Consider the following 18,056-nt stretch of genomic DNA (forward strand, 5'->3'; position numbering starts at 1 on the left):
TTGAGTTATAGGCTCAACAAGGGCCGCATTCAAGTCGGCGCGCCATCGGGACCGACCCGGTGAGTACGGAAGTTCGTCGGTTTCCAGAAGGGCAATTGCACTGAATAATCCGCCGCTCCAGGCCCCCACGGCCTCATGAAAAACAAGAAGGAGCAGACGACATGCGCATGGAGCGAGGCCCCCGGTTTTCCCACTTTTCTCGGTTTTCTTTTCCCCGCCGTCATCCGGCATCCCCCCTTCCCTGGCTCGCGGCCGCCCTTGCAGGGCTCGCAGGCGGCGCCGCGCACGCGGCCTGCGGCCCCACCGCCACGCCGGTCACCGGCGACACCGTGGTCTGCGACGGCACCACGACCGTATCGCCCAGCGTGATCGCCACGCCGGGCAGCACCGGCGTCACCATCACCGTGAACAGCGGCGCCACGCTGACCACCAACGCCACGCAGGCGCTGCTGGTGCGCGATGCGAGCACCATCACCAACAACGGCACGATCACGGTGTCGGGCGGCTCGGGCTCGGCGCGCGCGGCGATGGTCGCCACGGGCAACGACAACACGCTGACCAACAACGGCACCCTGAGCACCACGAGCAGCGGCACCTCCGGCATCCTGGTGACGTCGAACAGCAGCACGCGCACGCGCATCACCAACAACGGCAGCATCGTCACCACGGGGGGCAGTTCGCATGGCATCTCCCTGCTGGGGCCGGGCAACACGGTGGTCAACAACGGCAGCATCTCGGCCATCGGCACCTCGGCCAAGGGCGTGTACCTGCAGGGCGGCAACCTCGTGGCCAACCTGCTGGTGAACACCGGCAGCATCGCCACCACGGGCGCCAACTCGCCGGCGGGCGGCGCCGACGCGGTGCATGCGAACACGCTCGGCGGCAGCTTCTTCTCGCGCGTGGAAAACCGGGCCGGCGCCTCGTTCTCGAGCGCCAACGGCTACGGCTACCGCGGCCAGAACGGCAACGACGTGCTGGTCAACGCCGGCACCATCGAAGGCCACGGCGGCGCCGCCAGCACCGACGCGATCTACATGGGCGCGCTCGGCAACGGCACGCTGATATTGCAGACCGGCTCGGTCATCAAGGGCGGCGCCGACGGCGGCGTTGGCAAGACGGCCAGCACCTTCCTCGAAGGCAGCGGCACGGTCGACAACGCCTTCCGCAACTTCCAGCACCTGACGATGCGCGGCACCGCGTGGTCGTGGCTGACCGACGCGAGCTTCTCGGATTCGATCCGCGTCGAGTCCGGCCGCTTCACCCTGCCCGCCACGCTGACCAGCCCGGTCATCGCGGTGTTGCCCGGCACCACCGTGGCCGGCACCGGCACCTTCGCGGGCAACGTCACGAACCAGGGCACGCTGCTGCCCGGCCCGAACGACGGCGTCGGCTTCGGCGCCTTCACGGTGCGCGGCAACTACGTGGGCGGCAGCGGCGCGCTGCTGCAGGTCAACACCGTGCTGGCGGGCGACAACGCGCCCTCGGACAAGCTGGTGATCGACGGCGGCGCGGCCACGGGGTCCACCGGCCTGCGCGTGGTGAACCGCGGCGGCCTGGGCGCGCCCACGCTGGCCGACGGCATCCTGGTGGTGCAGGCCGTCAACGGCGGCACCACGGCCGACCACGCGTTCTCGCTGACCCAGGCGGTGGAGGCCGGCGCCTACAACTACCGGCTGTTCCGCGGCGGCGCGACGGGCAATAACCGCGACAACTGGTACCTGCGCAACAACGGCTACCTCGTGGGCGGCACCGTGGTGGGCTCGCTGGAGGAAGCCGCCGAGGTGATCGCCGAGACAGGCGCGCCGGCGACGGTGGAACAGGTCAAGCTCTACCGGCCCGAGGTGCCGCTGTACAGCGCCATGCCGATCGCCGTGCGCCGCCTCGGGCTGGCGCAGCTGGGCACCTTCCACGACCGGCAGGGCGATGCGCAATTGCTCGCCGACGGTGAAGGCCGGCAGGCCTCGTGGGGCCGTGTGTTCGGCGAAAGCACGCGGCAGCGCCTGCGCGGCGATGCCAATCCGCAGTTCGACGGCAGCGTGAGCGGCCTGCAGCTGGGCCACGACTTCCTGGCGGCCACCGACAGCGCGGGCGGGCGTCACCGCGTCGGCGTGCTGGGCGGCTACACCCGGGCCAGCGGCCACGCGAGCGGCGTGGCCGGCGGCGCCACCAACGAGGCGGCCGGCCGGCTCACCGTCGAGGGCTACAGCCTGGGCGCCTACTGGACCCGCATCGCGAGCAGCGGCTGGTACAGCGACGCCGTGCTGCTGGCCACGCGCTACAAGGCCGATGCGCGCTCCACCCTGGGGCGCGGCGGCCGTCCGCACGGCACCAGCGTGACCGCCTCGCTCGAGGCCGGCTACCCGCTGGCGCTGAGCGACACCGTCACGCTGCAGCCGCAGGTGCAGCTGATCTGGCAGCGCAACTCGCTCGACGACTTCGACGACGGCCTCTCGACCGTGCGCTTCCAGCGCGACAACGCCGTCACCGGCCGGCTGGGCGCACGGCTCGAAGGCCGCTTCGAGGCAGGCGGCGGCGTCTGGAAGCCCTACCTGAAGCTCAACCTGTGGCACACCTTCAGCGGCAGCAACGCGATCTACTTCGGGCCGAGCGACCGGGTCGCCAACCGCCGCAACGCGAGCGCACTCGAAGTGGGCGGCGGCATCGTCGGGCAGGTGAACAAGACGCTGTCGGTCTACGGCGGCCTGGCCTACACCAGCGCCATCGGCATCACCGAGCAGACCGGCGTGCAAGGGCAAGTGGGGCTGCGCATGCGCTGGTGACCCCGGGGCGCCGGGTGCCCGGACGGCTCGACTTTTGACCGTCCGTGCAAATTTGATGGCATGCGGTTTGCTTGATAAAGATCAACGGGTATCCACGGATAGCCAGTCTTTTTTGACCGTATGGATAATTTAGCCCATCATCCCGTCCGCCCGCCACGAGGTACACCCCGATGAATCACCCCCCCTTGCGCAGCCGCTTCTGGTCCGACCTGACCAGTGAAGAGTTCTCCCGCCTCGACCGCGAACGGCTGATCGCCGTGCTGCCGGTGGGGGCGACCGAACAGCACGGCCCCCATTTGCCGATGTCGACCGACACCGCCACCATCGACGGCATGGTGCGCGCCAGCCTGCCCTACCTGCCCGACGACCTGCCGGTACTGTTCCTGCCCACCGTGCCCTACGGCAAGAGCAACGAGCACTCGCGCTACCCGGGCACGCTCACGGTGTCGGCGAACACGCTGATCTCGCTGTGGAAGGACGTCGGCGCCTGCGTCGCCAAGGCCGGCGTGCGCAAGCTGGTGCTCTACAACAGCCACGGCGGCCAGATGAGCGTCATGGACATCGTGGCGCGCGACCTGCGCGAAGAGCACGACATGATGGTCGTGGCCGCCAACTGGTACACGCTGGGCCTGCCCGAAGGCCTGTTCACCGCGCACGAAGGCAAGCACGGCATCCATGCCGGCGACCTCGAGAGCTCGGTGATGCTGCACCTCACGCCCGACTATGTGCGCAAGGATCAGTTCCAGAACTTCGGCTCCATGACCGAGCAGCTGGCGGCCGAAAACAAGTTCCTGTCGATCACGCCCAGCGGCAAGCTCGGCTGGCAGATGCACGACATCAACCCGGCCGGCGCCGCCGGCGACGCCACCCGCGCCAGCGCCGAGAAGGGCGCCGCGGTGCTCGACCACGTGGGCCAACGCTTCGTCGAGCTGCTGCACGAGATCGACCGCTTCCCGCTCTCGCGCCTGGCCAACGTTCCGGCCTGGCGCTGACGCCAAGGAGTCCCATGGAAAGCATCACGCCATCCACGCCGCCCCTGGTCCGCCTGCGCAACGTCGGCAAGCGCTTTGCCAACGGCACGCTCGCCCTGCAGGGCATGACGCTCGACATCGGCGAGCACGACTTCGTCAGCTTCCTGGGCCCCTCGGGCTGCGGCAAGAGCACCGCGCTGCGGCTGATCGCCGGGCTCACCCGCATCAGCTCGGGCGACATGCAATGGTCGGGCGCCAACACCGGCAGCGCCAAGGACAGCAAGAGCGACCGCGACCTGGGCTTCGTGTTCCAGGAGCCCACGCTCATGCCCTGGACCAAGGTGTTCGACAACGTCTGGCTGCCGCTGAAGCTCGCGGGCATGAGCCGCGACGAAGCCGCGCCGGTGGTGCAGCACGTGCTGGAGCTGGTCGGCCTCTCGCGCTTTGCCGACGTGTACCCGCGCGAGCTCTCGGGCGGCATGAAGATGCGCGTGTCGATCGCGCGCGCGCTGGTCACGCACCCGCGCCTGCTGCTCATGGACGAGCCCTTTGCCGCGCTCGACGAAATGACGCGCATCAAGCTCAACAACGACCTCTTGGCCATCTGGCGCGAGCATCGCTTCTCGATCGTGTTCGTCACGCACAGCGTGTACGAGTCGGTCTACCTGTCGAACCGCATCGTCGTGATGGCGGCGCGCCCGGGCCGCGTGATCGACGAGATCGCCATCGACGAGCCCTACCCGCGCGGCGAAGCCTTCCGCACCTCCAGCCGCTACAACGCGCACTGCACGGCTGTTTCGCAATCTCTGCACGGAGCACTCCATGGCCTCGACATCGACCATTGAAACCGTGATGCCCCTCGACACCACCAACGAAGCCACGCCGTCCGCCGAGACGCTGCGCGCGCACGAAGACAAGCTGCGCCGGCGCGAGGCCACGCTGCGCATCGTCGTGCCGGTCGTCATCGTCGCGGCGCTGCTGCTGGTGTGGGAATGGATGGTGCGCGCCAACGACATCCCGCACTACATCCTGCCCGCGCCCTCGCTCATCCTGCGCACGCTGTTCGACAACTGGGGTTCGCTCTCGGGCGCGCTGTGGTTCACGGTGAAGCTCACGCTGCTAGCACTGGGTGCCGCCATCGTCGGCGGCGTGCTGCTGGCGATTGCGTTCGCGCTGTTCAAATGGGTGGAGATCGGCCTGTTCCCGATCGCCGTGATCCTGCAGGTGACGCCGATCATCGCGATCGCGCCGCTCATCTTGATCTACGTGTCGAGCACCACCGCGGCGCTGTTGCTGTGCGCGTGGATCGTGGCCTTCTTCCCGATCCTGTCGAACACCGTCATCGGCCTGAAGAGCGCCGACAGCAACCTGCGCGACCTGTTCCAGCTGTACAAGGCCTCGCCCTGGCAGACCTTCCGCTACCTGCTCGCACCCAGCGCGCTGCCGTACTTCATGGCGGGCCTGAAGATCGCCGGCGGCCTGAGCCTGATCGGCGCGGTGGTGGCCGAGTTCACGGCCGGCACGGCGGGCAAGGAGACGGGGCTGGCCTCGCGCATCCTCGAGTCGAGCTTCCGCACCGAGATCCCGATGATGTTCGCGGCGCTGCTGCTGGTGTCCTTGCTGGGCATCGTGATCTTCATCGTGTTCGCCGCCTTGTCGCGCCTCGTGCTCGGCCACTGGCATGAAAGCGAAATGCGCCGTGAACGCTAGAACCCCGCTGTCCACCGTCGACTGGGACGCCGTGCGCGAGGACCTGCGCGGCCTGAACGTGATCGCCACGCCCAGCCAGCGCAAGCAGCTGTCCAAAGACTTCTACTGGTACAGCCCGATCCTCACGGCGCAGCTCGCGGGCTGCGTGGCCGACCTCGTGGTCAAGGTCAGCACCGAGGACGACGTGCGCCAGGCCGCGGCCGTGGCCGCGAAGTGGAAGCTGCCGCTCACCGTGCGCGCGGGCGGCACCGGCAACTACGGCCAGTGCGTGCCGCTCGAAGGCGGGCTCGTGCTCGACGTGACGCAGATGTGCCGCGTGCTCGACCTGGCCGAGGGCCGCATCCGCGTCGAGGCCGGTGCGCGCATGCACGACATCGACCTGGCCGCACGCGAGACCGGGCAGGCGCTGCGCATGTGGCCCTCGACCTGGCACGTGGCCAGCATCGGCGGCTTCATCGCGGGCGGCTTCGGCGGCATCGGCTCGTTCCGCCACGGCATCCTGCGCGACCCCGGCAACCTGCTGCGCGCGCGCGTGATGACGGTGGAGCGCGAGCCGCGCGTCATCGAGCTGGTCGGCGACGAGATCCAGCAGGTGCACCATGCCTACGGCACCAACGGCGTGATCCTCGACGTGGAAGTGGCGCTGAGCCCGGCGGTCGACTGGGTGCACTGCACGGCGCTGTTCGACACCTACCGCGGCGCGCTCGACTTCGGCATCGCCGCGCAGGCGCCTTCGCTGGACATCTTCCTGCTGTCGACCGTGGAGGCGCGCTTCTCGCCCTACTACACGGCCATGGGCGATCGCTTTCCGCCCGACCGGCACGCGGTGTTCACCATGGTCTCACCCGACTCGATGGCCGAATTCCGCGCGCTCGCGGCGGCGCACGGCGGCACCCTGTCGGTGGCCGGCACCGAGGCCGAGCTGCAGGCCGAGGGCCTGCCGCCGGCCTACGAGTGCGCCTTCAACCACACGACGCTGCAGGCGCTGAAGGCCGACCGCAGCTGGACGTACCTGCAGGTGGCCTACGCCCAGCCCTTCGACCCGGCCGTGGTCGAGCGCCACATGCAGATCTTCGGCGACGACGTGCTGCAGCACCAGGACTTCGCGCGCGCCAACGGCCAGTGCGGCACCTTCGGCATCCTGCTCGTGCGCTGGAAGGGAGAGGCCCACCAGTACGAGGTGATGCGCGAGATCGAGTCGCAGGGCGGCGCGCAGATCTTCAACCCGCACGTCTTCACCATCGAGGACGGCGGCATGAAGACCATCGACACGCAGCAGATCGAGTTCAAGAAGCGCAGCGACCCGATGGGCCTGATGAACCCCGGCAAGACGCGCGGCTGGACACCCGACATGGCCGTCGAGCGCTGAGAAAAAGATTTAGTCTTCGCATCCCGTCCCCACCCCAACCTCCACAGGAGTCCGTCCCCATGCGCATCCCCGCTTTCTCTCTTCGGCCGCTGGCCTTCGGCCTGGCCCTCGCAGGCGCCGCCTTCGCCGCACAGGCCCAGGACAAAGTGGTGTTCGCCACCAACTGGAAGGCGCAGGCCGGCCACGGCGGCTTCTACCAGGCGCTGGTGGATGGCACCTACAAGAAGTACGGGCTCGACGTGGAAATCATGCAGGGCGGCCCGATGGTCAACAACCGGCCCATGCTGCCGGCCGGCAAGGTCGACTTCCTCATGACCGGCAACCTGCTGCAGTCCTTCGACAACGTGAAGAACGGCGTGCCCACCGTGGTGGTCGCGGCCATCTTCCAGAAAGACCCGCAGGCCATGTTCGCCCACCCGGGCCAGGGCTACGACACCTTCAAGGACATGACGAAGGCGCCCGTGGCCTTCATCGGCAAGGACGGCCAGTTCAGCTTCTGGCAGTGGATGAAGTCGGAGCACGGCTTCAAGGACGCGCAGCTCAAGCCCTACACCTTCAACGTCGGCCCGTTCCTGGCCGACAAGAAGTCCATTCAACAGGGCTACGCCATCTCGGAGCCGCTGTCGATCAAGGCCCAGGCCGGCTTCGACCCGGTGGTGCACCTCTTGGCCGACCACGGCTTCTCGACCTACGCCACCACCATCGAGACCCGCGCCGACCTCATCAAGACCAAGCCCGAGACGGTGCGCAAGTTCATCGAGGCCTCGATCGTCGGCTGGAACAACTACCTCTACGGCGACAACAAGGCTGCCAACGAGCTCATCGCCAAGACCAACCCCGACGCCACGCCGGCCGCGCTGCAGGGCTCCATCGATCTCATCAAGAAGATGGGCATCATCGACAGCGGCGACTCGCTCACCAAGGGCATCGGCGCCATGGACGAGGCGCGCGTGAAGGACTTCTACGACAAGATGGTCAAGGCCGGCCTGTACAAGCCGGGCGAGATCGACCTGTCGAAGGTCGCGACCACGCAGTTCGTCAACAAGGGCGTCGGTGTCGACATCCGCAAGAAGCTCACCGGCAAGTAATTCGCTCGTTGTCTTTCCCGTGGGTCGCGCGGGGCTTGCGCCGGGGTCAGATGCCGGCGCCTGGGTTGCCATAAGGCACTGCGCGGCCTTTGTTCCCTTGGGCTCTGACCCCGTCTCGCCGAACAGGCGAACCGGCCCGAACCATGAAAACGCTCGTCGTCCATTGCCATCCGAACCCTGACAGCTTCAACCACGCGCTGTACCGCACCGCCCTCGAGGCCCTCACGCCGCGACACCCCGTCAAGGCCATCGACCTGTACGCCGAGGGCTTCGACCCGACGCTGACACGCGAAGAGCGCATCGCCTACCTCGACAACCCCGAACTGATCCGCGAACGCGTGAAACCCCACGTCGAAGCGCTGCTGTGGGCCGAGCACCTGGTGTTCGTCTACCCCACCTGGTTCCATGGACCGCCGTCCATGCTCAAGGGCTGGCTCGAGCGCGTGTGGCTGCCGGGCGTGGCCTTCCTGCCGGCCGAGCGCAAAGGGCAGCTGGCGAAGTCGGGCATGCGGCACATCCGCCGGCTGACGGTGGTGACCACCGGCGGCTCGCCGCGCTGGTTCGTGATGGCCATCGGCGACCCGGGGCGACGGCTGTTCACGCGCGCGCTGCGGGCGCTGTTCGCATGGCGCTGCAAGGTGACGTGGCTGCAGCTGCACGACATGAACGCCGTCACCGACCGCGACCGCACCCATTTCATCGCGCGCGTGGCGCGCACGCTGCACAACATCCAGTAGACACGCAGGGAGACACACACCATGAGCCTCGAACGCACGCTGACCGTCCGTGTCGAACGCATCTCGCGCCAGACGCCGGAAATCCTGGCCTTCGAGCTGGCGCATCCGTGGGGCCGGCCGCTGCCCGGCTACGAGGCCGGCGCGCACATCGACGTGCACATGCCCGGCGGCTTCTCGCGCCAGTACTCGCTGGCGCGCGCGCCCTCGGGCAGCGGCGGCTACGTGATCGGCGTGAAGCGCGAGCACGCGAGCCGCGGCGGCTCGGCCTCGATGCACGAGCGCGTGCGCGAGGGCGACCTGATTGCGATCAGCGCGCCGCGCAACACCTTCCCGCTGCGCGCCGAGGCCCGCCGCCACCTGCTGCTGGCCGGCGGCATCGGCATGACGCCGCTGCTGGCCATGGCGCAGGCACTGGCCGCGCGCGGTGCCGATTTCACGCTGTGCGTGTTCGCACGCAGCGAGGAGCACCTGGCCTTCGCCGAGGCGCTGCACGCGCCCGCGCTGGCGCCGCACCTGAAGCTGCACCTCGACCAGGGCGACGCGACGCAACGCATCGACCTGCGCGCGCTGCTGGCCGAGCGCGCACCCGACACGCACCTGTACGTGTGCGGCCCCGGCGGCTTCATGCAAGCGGTGCGCGAGGCCGCCGCGCACTGGCCCGAAGATGCGCTGCACACCGAGTACTTCGCCGCGCCCACCGGCACGGCCGCCGCCACCACGGGCCTGCCCTTCACGCTGAGGCTGGCGCGGCGCGGCATCGAAGTGCCGGTGGCGGCCGACCAGACCGCGGTCGACGCGCTGCACGAAGTGGGCATCGACATTCCCGTGTCGTGCCAGCAGGGCCTGTGCGGCACCTGCGTGGTCGAGGGCGACGGCGACGGCGCCGAGCACCGCGACTTCTGCCTCACGGGCACCGAGCGGCGCACCAAGGTGGCGCTGTGCTGCTCGCGCGCCAAGGGCCCCGACCTGGTGCTGCAGCTGTGAGCGTGACCGACACCGACAGCGAAGCCCCCGCCACGCGCGGGCGTTCGCGCAAGTACACGCAGGTGCTGGGCCTCATCAACCAGGCCGCCATCGAGGTGTTCGCCAGCGAGGGCCTGGCCGGCGCCTCGACGCAGGCCATCGCCGACAAGGCGGGCCTGTCGAAGGCGCAGCTGCACTACTACATCGAGAGCAAGGAGGCGCTGTACCGCCAGGTGCTGCAGGACATCCTGACCGATTGGATCGTGGTGTTCGGCTTCAGCGACGAGGCCTTCGGCCCGCGCAAGGTGCTGGGCGACCTGATCCAGCGCAAGATGATGTTCTCGTTCGAGCACCCGCTGCGTTCGCGCATCTTCACGGCCGAGATGATGCGCGGCGCGCCCGTCATCAACAGCATGATGGACACGAGCAAGCAGCGCACCGACCAGGCCGCCGCCGTGATCCAGAACTGGATGAACCAGGGCCTGATGGACACCGCCGACCCGATGCTGGTGCTGTTCCACATCTGGGCCGTGACGCAGTTCTATGCCGACCACGCCACGCAGGCCGCCTACTACCGCAACACGGCGCAGCAGGGCGACGACAAGGACCGCCGCTACCTCATCGAGCAGGTGACGGAGTTCCTGCTCAAGGGCGCGGGCGTCAAGTAGCCGCGCGCTGCGGCAGGTACATGGTGGCCTCGACTTCGACGAGCACCTCGTCGCCCGGCAGGAAGCGCGACACCTCGACCACCGTGCTCACCGGCGGCTCGCCCGGATAGAACAGGCCGCGCACGCGGTTGTAGAAGGCGTAGTGCGGCAGGTGGCGGAAGTACTGCACCAGCTTCACCACGTCTTCCATGGTGCCGCCGTGCTCGGCGGCGATCTGGCGGATGCGCTCCAGCACGAACCAGCTCTGCGCCACGATGGGCGCCTCGAAGATGTCGACCGACATCTGGCCCGTGGCATAGCCCACGCCCTGCAGCGCGGTGCGGGCTTCTTCCGGGATGGCGTCGTAGCCGGCCACCGCGCGGCGCGTGGCCGGGTCGACGGCGACCACGCCGCTCATGAAGACGAAATCGCCGACGCGCTTGGCGGCGGCATAGTTGGCCATCGGCTTGCCCATGCTCATGGTGTTGTCGGCTCCAGAAGTTGACCCGCGCGGTAGACGCTGCGCAGGCGGCCGCGCGGGCCGATGAGTTCGTGTTCGTCGGTGGCGGCCAGCACCACCAGGTCGGCCGGGCAGCCCGACGCGATGCGGCCGTCCCACGCGAGGCCCAGCGCTTTCGCGGGGTTCACGGTGATGGTGTCGAGCCAGCCGGCGGCGGGCGCCAGGTGCGCCATCTGCACGCCCAGGCCGAAGGTCTCGAGCAGGTCGTAGCTGCCGTAGGGATAGAAGGCGTCCTGCACGTTGTCGGTGGCCAGGCTGGCGCGCAGGCCGTGCGCCGCGGCCTCGCGGATGCGCGTGATGCCGCGCGCCACGGGCGTGCGGTCCCACGCGCCCTGCAGGTAGAGGTTGGTGGTCGGCAGCGCGACGAGGTGCAGCCCGGCGCCGGCGCACAGCGTGAGCGTTTCAGCCGCCACCGCATCGTCCTGCACCGAGAGCGAGCAGGCGTGGCCGCAGACCACGCGGCCCTTGAAGTCGCGCGCGCGCACCAGCTGCGCGATGCTGCGCAGGCCGCTGGCGTCGGTGTCCAGGCCTTCGTCGACGTGGAAGTCGAGCCCCAGCCCGTGCTGCTGCGCGAGGTCGAACACGCGGCCCAGCTTGGCGAAGAGGCCGTCGTTGCGGTAGATGAAAGCGCCCAGCGAACCGCCCGCGCGCTTCACGTCACGCGCGATGCGCTCGCCGGCCGCGAGGTCGGCGAACACGTCGAGCGGCACGAGCGCGACGAACTGCAGTTCGATGCGGCCGGCCCATTCCTCGCGCAGCGCCTCGAACACGGCCAGCGCGGCCGGCGGCTCGGGCTCGACCCAATCGAGGTGCGTGCGCAGCGCGCGCGTGCCGGCGCACCAGGCCTCGTGCAGCGCGCGCTCCATGCGCAGGCGCAGCGAGGCGCCGGTCCAGCTCGCGCGGTGGCGGCCCATGCGTTCGATGGCGGTGAACAGGTCGCCCTGCGCGGCGCCGACGTCCTGCACGGTGAAGTTCTTGTCGATGTGCGCGTGCGCCTCGACGAGCGCGCTCAGCAGCGTGCCGCGCGCTTGCGTCTGCGAGGCGCTGGGCGCGATGGCCGCGACCTTGTCGCCCTCGATCGTGACGTCGAAGACCTGCGCATCGCCCGCTGCCGCGAAGCCCCGCAGCGGCGCCGGAATGCGCAGCGCTTCGAGCGTCGTCGTCATGCGCGCTGGCGCCAGTCGCGCAGCCAGCCCAGGCCGGCCGAGGTGCCGCCGGGCTCCATGCCGCGGCGCGGGCGGTACTCGCAACCGACCCAGCCTTGCCAGCCACACTGCGCCGAAACCTCGTCGATCACGCCGAAGAGGTAGTCGTAGTTCTGCTCGCCCACATCGGGCTCGTGGCGCTCGGGCACGCCCGCGATCTGCAGGTGGCCGACGCGGCCGGTCGGCAGGTACTGGCGCAGCTTCATCGCCACGTCGCCCTCGACGATCTGGCAGTGGTACAGGTCCATCTGCACCTTGAGGTTGGCGGCGCCCACGGTCTCGACGATCTGGTGCGCGTGGTCCTGCCGGTTGAGGAAGAAGCGCGGAATGTCGCGCGTGTTGATCGGCTCGATCAGCACGTCGCGCCCGGCCTTCGCAGCCTCGGCCGCGGCCCAGCGCAGGTTTCCGACATAGACGGCCTCTGCCGCCTCGCGCGTGAGGCCTTCGGGCACGAGGCCGGCCATGACGTGGATGCGCGGGCAGTCGAGCGCTACGGCGTAGTCGATGGCCTTGGCGATGCCTTCGCGGAACTCGCCCTCGCGCCCCGGCAGGCAGGCCAGGCCGCGTTCGCCGCCGGCCCAGTCGCCAGGCGGGCCGTTGAACAGCACCTGCTGCAGGCCGTTGTGCTTCAGGCGCGCGACGATCTCTTCCTTGCTGAAGTCGTAGGGAAAGAGGTATTCGACGGCCTGGAAGCCGTCTTTCGCGGCGGCGTCGAAGCGGTCGAGAAATGCGAGCTCCGGGTAGAGCATCGAGAGGTTGGCGGCGAATTGGGGCATGGGGTGTTTGTACTACCAGCGCGCACCGAAGGTGCGGCGCAGTTCATCGATCTGGTCGGGGGTGAGCGGTGCGGGCCGGGTGGCCTGCGTGAGCATCTGCAGGCGGGCGGTTTCTTCCAGCTCTTCGAGCACGGCCATCGCGGCGGCCGGCGTCTCGTGCCAGACGTTGGGGCCCAGGCGCGCGAGCATCGCCGCGCGGATCGGCGTGCCGGCCGCGCCGTAGCGCGCGATGGTCTGCGCCACCTGCTCGGCCGCCTCGGGCGCGCCGGGGCGGTGGTACGGAATGACCGGCACATGGCCGACCTTCATCACGAAGTAGGGCGTGAGCGCGGGCAGCAGTTCGGCTTGCGGGTTGCCCAGAGTCAGGGCGACGCAGTGCGTGCTGTGCGTGTGGATCACGCAGGCCGTGGCGGCATCGAAGCCGCGCGCGGCGGCGTAGATGCGCGTGTGCAGCGCGATGGTCTTGCTGGCGCGGTCGCCGCCGGTCTGTTGGCCATGCGCATCGAGCCGTGCGAGCCGTGCGGGGTCGAGAAAACCCAGGCAGGCATCGGTCGGCGTGATGAGAAAGCCGTCGTCCAGCCGCACGCTGATGTTGCCGGCCGTGGCGTGCACGTAGCCGCGCTCGAACAGGCTGCGGCCGACGCGGCAGATTTCGTCGCGGGCTTCGTTCTCGGTCATGCGAGCACTGTAAAAGCTTTGGTGAAGAAATCGTCGCTGCCGAAGTTGCCCGACTTCAGCGTGATGTGCAGCCCCGCTTCGGGCGCGGCGTCGCTGCGCGCATGGCACCACGGCACGCCGGGGTCGATCTGCGGACCGATCTGCATCTGCGCGATGCCCAGCGCCTGCACGCAGGCACCCGAGGTTTCGCCGCCGGCCACCACCAGCTGGTGCACGCCGCGCTCGACCAGGCCGCGCGCAATGGCGGCGATGGTGCGTTCGACCATCGCGCCGGCTTCTTCCACGCCGAGCCGCCCCTGCACCGACTTCACGGCGCCGGCCTCGGCGGTCGAGTAGACGAGCACGGGGCCCTTGTCGATGAGCGGTGCGGCCCAGGCCAACACTTCGGCGGTCACGTCCACGCCCGCCGCGATGCGCAGCGGGTCGATGGCCATGGCCGCGCCGCCGCGCTGGATGAAGTCGAGCACCTGCCGGTTGGTGGCCAGCGAGCAGCTGCCCGAGACCACCGCGGTCTTGCCGCCAGCCTTCGGCAACGCGCTGGCCTGCGACGACGGCGCGAGGCCGAAGTTGGCCGGCAGGCCGATGGCCACGCCCGAGCCCGCCGTGAGCAGCGGCAGCTTCGCGAGGGCCGGTCCCATGCGCAGCAGTTCGTCGTTCGACACGGCATCGACGATGGCGATCGACACGCCCTCGGCCTTCAGTTGCGCGATGCGTTCTTCGATGGCCGCTGCGCCGCGTGCCACCACCGCGTGGTCGATGAGCCCGACCTTGCGCGTGCACTGCGCCTGCAGCACGCGCACGAGGTTCGGGTCGGTCATCGGCGTGAGCGGATGGTTCTGCATGCCGCTCTCGTTGAGCAGCACGTCGCCCGCGAACAGGTAGCCCTTGAACACGGTGCGCTTGTTGTCGGGGAAGGCGGGCGTGGCGATGGTGAAGTCGCAGCCCAGCGCGTCCATCAGCGCCTCGGTCACGGGGCCGATGTTGCCCCTGACCTCGCCGGTGAAGGTGCTGTCGAAGGTGGAGCAGTACTTGAAGTAGATCTGCTGCGCGCCCTGCGCCTGCAGCCAGCGCAGCGCATCGAGCGACTGCGCGATGGCCTCGGCCGGCGCGATGGTGCGCGACTTGAGCGCGACCACGACCGCGTCCACGTCGGCATCGAGCGGGCCGGCGGGCACGCCGATGGTCTGCACCACGCGCATGCCGGCGCGCACGAGGTTGTTGGCCAGGTCGGTGGCGCCGGTGAAGTCGTCGGCGATGCAGCCGAGCACGAGCTTCGCCATCGCTCAGCCCTTCAGCGCCAGCGTGACCGCCTGCGCGTTCTCGCGCACGTAGTCGCTCAGGATGGCGTCGAAGCTGGCGTCGGCCTTCAGGCCCAGCGCCTCGGCGCGCGCGGCGTGGATGCGGCTGGGCCAGCTGGTGACGATCTTCGCGATGGCGGCGTCGGGCTCCCAGTCGATGAGGGCGGTGGCCTCGGGGCCGGCGATGCGCTCGAGCGCCTGCGCCATCTCGCGCACGGTGGTGGTCAGCGCGGGCAGGTTGACGGCGGTGCGCGCACCCCATTCGGCGGCGCCGGCGGTGGCCGCGCGCACGATGCCCGCGACGGTGTTGCCGGGCGAGGCCAGCGCGACCGGCGTCTCGGGCGCCACGGGGCAGCGTGCGCGCACGCCGGCCAGCGGCTCGCGCAGCATGCCGCTCAGGAAGCTGGAGGCCGCGCCGTTCGGACGGCCCGGGCGCACCGACACCGTCATGAGCCGCACGTTGCGGCCCTGCACGAAGCCCTTGCGCGTGTAGTCGGCCACCAGCTGCTCGCCGATGAACTTCTGGATGCCGTAGCTGTTCTGCGGCGTGGGCAGCGTGGTGTCTTCGATCACCGCGGGCAGGCGCTGCTCGGGCGAATCGCCGAATACTGCGACGGAGCTGGAGAACACGAACACGGGCGCATGGCCCGCGCTGCGGCAGGCGTCGAGCAGCGCGCGCGTGGTGTCCAGGTTGCTGCGCATGCCGAGGTCGAAGTCGGCCTCGCACTCGCCGCTCACGGCGGCGGCGAGGTGGAACACGGCGTCGGTGTCGGCCAGCGGCAGCGCGCCGTTGGCGGCTTGCTCGTACAGGTCGCCCTGCACGAACTGGATGCGCGCGTCGGCCGCGAGGTCGGCGGGCGGCGGCACGCGGTCGGCGAGCGTGATGCGTGCGATGTCCAGGGGCTGGCCGCCGGCCAGAGCGAGCGGGCCGCCCGCGAGCAGGGTGCGGGCGAGGCGGGCGCCGAGGAAGCCGCAGCCGCCGGTGATGAGAACGTTCATGGTGTGTGTCTTTCCTGGGTCGGTGGAGCGCAGACGCTCGATGCTATTTTTTCGATTCTTTCGCAGCGGGCAGTTCGATGCCCGGGAAGATCTTGATGACCGCGCTGTCGTCCTCGCGCGCGAAGCCGGCCGTGGAGGCCTGCATGAACATCTGGTGCGCGGTGGACGACAGCGGCAGCGGAAACTTGCTGGCGCGCGCCACGTCGAGCACCAGGCCCAGGTCCTTCACGAAGATGTCGACGGCCGACAGCGGCGTGTAGTCGCCCGCCAGCACGTGGGCCATGCGGTTCTCGAACATCCAGCTGTTGCCGGCGCTGTGGGTGATGACCTCGTACAGCGCGTCGGGGTTCACGCCTTCGCGCAGGCCCAGCGCCATGGCCTCGGCCGCGGCGGCGATGTGCACGCCGGCCAGCAGCTGGTTGATGACCTTCACCTTGCTGCCCGCGCCGGCCGAATCGCCCAGGCGGTAGACCTTGGCGGCCATCGCGTCGAGCATCGCGCCGGCCTTCTCGTAGGCCGCGGGCGTGCCGGCGGTCATCATCGTCATCTGGCCGCTGGCGGCCTTGGCGGCGCCGCCGGAGATCGGTGCGTCGAGGTACAGGATGCCCTGCTGCGCCAGGCGCGCCTCGAGCGCCACCGACCAGTTCGGGTCGACGGTGGAGCACATCACGAACAGGCTGCCGGGCTTCATCGATGCCGCGCAGCCGGGCGTGGTGCCGTCGCCGAACAGCACCGACTCGGTCTGCGCTGCGTTGACGACCACGCTGACCACGATGTCGCACTGCGCGCCGAGCGCGGCCAGCGTGTCGCAGGCGGTGCCGCCTTCGCGCGCGAAGGCCTCGGCCACGCCGGGGCGCACGTCGAACACATGCGGTGCATGGCCCGCGCGGCGCAGCGATTGCGCCATGCCGCTGCCCATGGCGCCCAGGCCCACGAGGCCGACGACGGGGGTGTTGGTGGAAGAAGAAGTCATGTCGTGCGTCCTTCGATCAACGGTTGACCAACTGCTTGGGCGTGAGCCACACGCCGATGGCGCCGAGCACCAGCGCGCCGGCCAGCACGTACATGCCGATCTGCGTGCTGCCCGTGAGGTCCTTCAGGTAGCCGATGAGGTACGGGCTCACGAAGCCCGCGAGGTTGCCCACCGAGTTGATGACCGCGATGCCGGCTGCCGCCGCCGTGCCCGAGAGGAAGGCGGTGGGCAGCGACCAGAACAGCGGTGCGCAGGTGAGCACGCCGGCCGCGGCGAGCGACAGGAAGGTCAGCGACACGACCGTGTTCTGCGTGTACGAGGCCGCGACCGTGAAGCCCACGGCGCCCATCATCGCGGGGATGATCAGGTGCCAGCGGCGCTCGCGGCGCGCGTCGGCACTGCGGCCGAACAGGTTCATCGCGACGATCGCGCACAGGAACGGAATGGCGCTGAGCAGGCCGATGTTGAAGTTGCCCTGCACGCCCGTGGCCTTCACCAGCGTGGGCAGCCAGAAGGTCAGCGCGTACTGGCCCATCACGAAGGCGAAGTAGATGAGCGCCATCCACCACACGCGCGCGTCGCGGAACATCGCGCCCACCGAGTGCGGGCCCTTGGCGCCGTGCGCCTGGTCGCGGTCGACCTCGCGCTGCAGCAACTGCTTCTCTTCGGGCGAGAGCCAGCGTGCATGCTTGATGCCGTTGTCCAGGTAGAACAGCACCATCACGCCCACCAGCACGGCGGGAATGGCTTCGATGATGAACATCCACTGCCAGCCGTGCATGGCCGACACGCCGTGGAAGGCGTCCATGATCCAGCCCGACAGCGGGTTGCCGAAGATGCCCGCCACGGGAATCGCCGACATGAACACCGCGATGATCCGCGCGCGCCGGTGCGACGGGTACCAGTGCGTCAGGTACAGGATCACGCCGGGATAGAAGCCCGCCTCGGCCACGCCGAGCAGGAAGCGCAGGATGTAGAAGCTGGTCGGCGTTTCCACGAACACGAAGCAGGCCGACAGCAGGCCCCAGGTGATCATGATCCGCGCGATCCACACGCGCGCGCCCACGCGGTTGAGCAGCAGGTTGCTGGGCACCTCGAACAGGAAGTAGCCCAGGAAGAAGATGCCGGCGCCCAGGCCGAACACGGTTTCGCTGAAGCCGAGGTCCGCGCCCATCTGCAGCTTGGCGAAGCCGACGTTCACGCGGTCGAGGTACGCGACCACGTAGCACAGCATCAGGAAGGGCACGAGGCGCCAGAACACCTTGGCGTAGGCGCGTTTTTCGAGCGCGGCGTCGGGCGCGTCAGCCGCGAGGGGCGCGCCGGCCTGGAGGGTGGAAGTCAT

Annotated in this window: 17 protein-coding genes; 9 read left to right on the plus strand and 8 right to left on the minus strand. The window is 69.4% G+C overall.

Annotated elements, in window-relative coordinates; translation table 11 throughout:
- Positions 1–161: 161 nt before the first annotated feature.
- From AC07O4_RS08515 to AC07O4_RS08555, 9 genes are all read left to right on the plus strand, one after another.
- On the plus strand, positions 162–2,780 hold the full coding sequence (locus AC07O4_RS08515) for an autotransporter family protein (RefSeq protein ID WP_495304292.1): 2,619 nt from the start codon (positions 162–164) through the stop codon (positions 2,778–2,780).
- A gap of 170 nt (positions 2,781–2,950) precedes the next feature.
- Complete coding sequence (locus AC07O4_RS08520) at positions 2,951–3,772, plus strand: creatininase family protein (protein WP_062479637.1); 822 nt, start codon at positions 2,951–2,953, stop codon at positions 3,770–3,772.
- 14 nt (positions 3,773–3,786) lie between these two features.
- Entirely contained in the window at positions 3,787–4,596 is an 810-nt protein-coding gene (locus tag AC07O4_RS08525) for an ABC transporter ATP-binding protein (protein WP_495304293.1), read from the plus strand.
- Positions 4,574–5,461, plus strand: a complete 888-nt coding sequence (locus tag AC07O4_RS08530; protein WP_174250296.1) for an ABC transporter permease — start codon at positions 4,574–4,576, stop codon at positions 5,459–5,461. Before AC07O4_RS08525 ends, AC07O4_RS08530 begins: the two co-directional genes overlap by 23 nt.
- Positions 5,433–6,830, plus strand: a complete 1,398-nt coding sequence (locus AC07O4_RS08535; RefSeq protein WP_354348049.1) for an FAD-binding oxidoreductase — start codon at positions 5,433–5,435, stop codon at positions 6,828–6,830. Before AC07O4_RS08530 ends, AC07O4_RS08535 begins: the two co-directional genes overlap by 29 nt.
- 59 nt (positions 6,831–6,889) lie before the next feature.
- On the plus strand, positions 6,890–7,918 hold the full coding sequence (locus AC07O4_RS08540; protein WP_070063250.1) for an ABC transporter substrate-binding protein: 1,029 nt from the start codon (positions 6,890–6,892) through the stop codon (positions 7,916–7,918).
- 143 nt (positions 7,919–8,061) lie between these two features.
- Entirely contained in the window at positions 8,062–8,655 is a 594-nt protein-coding gene (locus AC07O4_RS08545) for an NAD(P)H-dependent oxidoreductase (RefSeq protein ID WP_062479647.1), read from the plus strand.
- A 21-nt stretch (positions 8,656–8,676) separates the two neighbouring features.
- Positions 8,677–9,639 carry a PDR/VanB family oxidoreductase gene (locus AC07O4_RS08550; RefSeq protein ID WP_495304294.1) on the plus strand — a complete coding sequence of 321 codons (963 nt, stop codon included), beginning with the start codon at positions 8,677–8,679 and terminating at the stop codon, positions 9,637–9,639.
- A complete protein-coding gene (locus tag AC07O4_RS08555) occupies positions 9,636–10,286 on the plus strand; it encodes a TetR family transcriptional regulator C-terminal domain-containing protein (protein WP_062479651.1) in 651 nt (216 codons plus the stop codon). Before AC07O4_RS08550 ends, AC07O4_RS08555 begins: the two co-directional genes overlap by 4 nt.
- Here AC07O4_RS08555 and AC07O4_RS08560 read toward each other — a convergent pair.
- From AC07O4_RS08560 to AC07O4_RS08595, 8 genes are read right to left on the minus strand one after another with little or no spacing between them, the layout of a single operon-like run.
- Positions 10,279–10,746 carry a RidA family protein gene (locus tag AC07O4_RS08560; protein WP_062479653.1) on the minus strand — a complete coding sequence of 156 codons (468 nt, stop codon included), beginning with the start codon at positions 10,744–10,746 and terminating at the stop codon, positions 10,279–10,281. The genes AC07O4_RS08555 and AC07O4_RS08560 overlap by 8 nt on opposite strands.
- On the minus strand, positions 10,743–11,951 hold the full coding sequence (locus tag AC07O4_RS08565; protein WP_495304295.1) for an amidohydrolase family protein: 1,209 nt from the start codon (positions 11,949–11,951) through the stop codon (positions 10,743–10,745). Before AC07O4_RS08565 ends, AC07O4_RS08560 begins: the two co-directional genes overlap by 4 nt.
- Positions 11,948–12,766, minus strand: a complete 819-nt coding sequence (otnI, locus tag AC07O4_RS08570; RefSeq protein WP_095747280.1) for a 2-oxo-tetronate isomerase — start codon at positions 12,764–12,766, stop codon at positions 11,948–11,950. The genes AC07O4_RS08565 and otnI overlap by 4 nt, the downstream gene beginning before the upstream one ends.
- A 12-nt stretch (positions 12,767–12,778) precedes the next feature.
- Positions 12,779–13,444, minus strand: coding sequence for a class II aldolase/adducin family protein (locus AC07O4_RS08575; RefSeq protein WP_495304296.1), 666 nt, complete (start codon positions 13,442–13,444; stop codon positions 12,779–12,781).
- On the minus strand, positions 13,441–14,724 hold the full coding sequence (otnK, locus tag AC07O4_RS08580) for a 3-oxo-tetronate kinase (protein ID WP_495304297.1): 1,284 nt from the start codon (positions 14,722–14,724) through the stop codon (positions 13,441–13,443). The genes AC07O4_RS08575 and otnK overlap by 4 nt, the downstream gene beginning before the upstream one ends.
- Positions 14,725–14,727: 3 nt before the next feature.
- The gene (gene denD / locus AC07O4_RS08585) at positions 14,728–15,741 is read right to left on the minus strand and encodes a D-erythronate dehydrogenase (RefSeq protein WP_495304298.1); all 1,014 of its coding nucleotides are present in this window, start codon (positions 15,739–15,741) and stop codon (positions 14,728–14,730) included.
- 43 nt (positions 15,742–15,784) lie between these two features.
- Positions 15,785–16,714 (minus strand): L-threonate dehydrogenase, encoded by a 930-nt coding sequence (ltnD, locus tag AC07O4_RS08590; protein WP_495304299.1) that lies wholly within the window; start codon positions 16,712–16,714, stop codon positions 15,785–15,787.
- 16 nt (positions 16,715–16,730) lie between these two features.
- On the minus strand, positions 16,731–18,056 hold the full coding sequence (locus AC07O4_RS08595) for an MFS transporter (protein ID WP_487847631.1): 1,326 nt from the start codon (positions 18,054–18,056) through the stop codon (positions 16,731–16,733).

The sequence above is a fragment of the Variovorax sp. GW821-FHT09D04 genome, assembly GCF_059416405.1.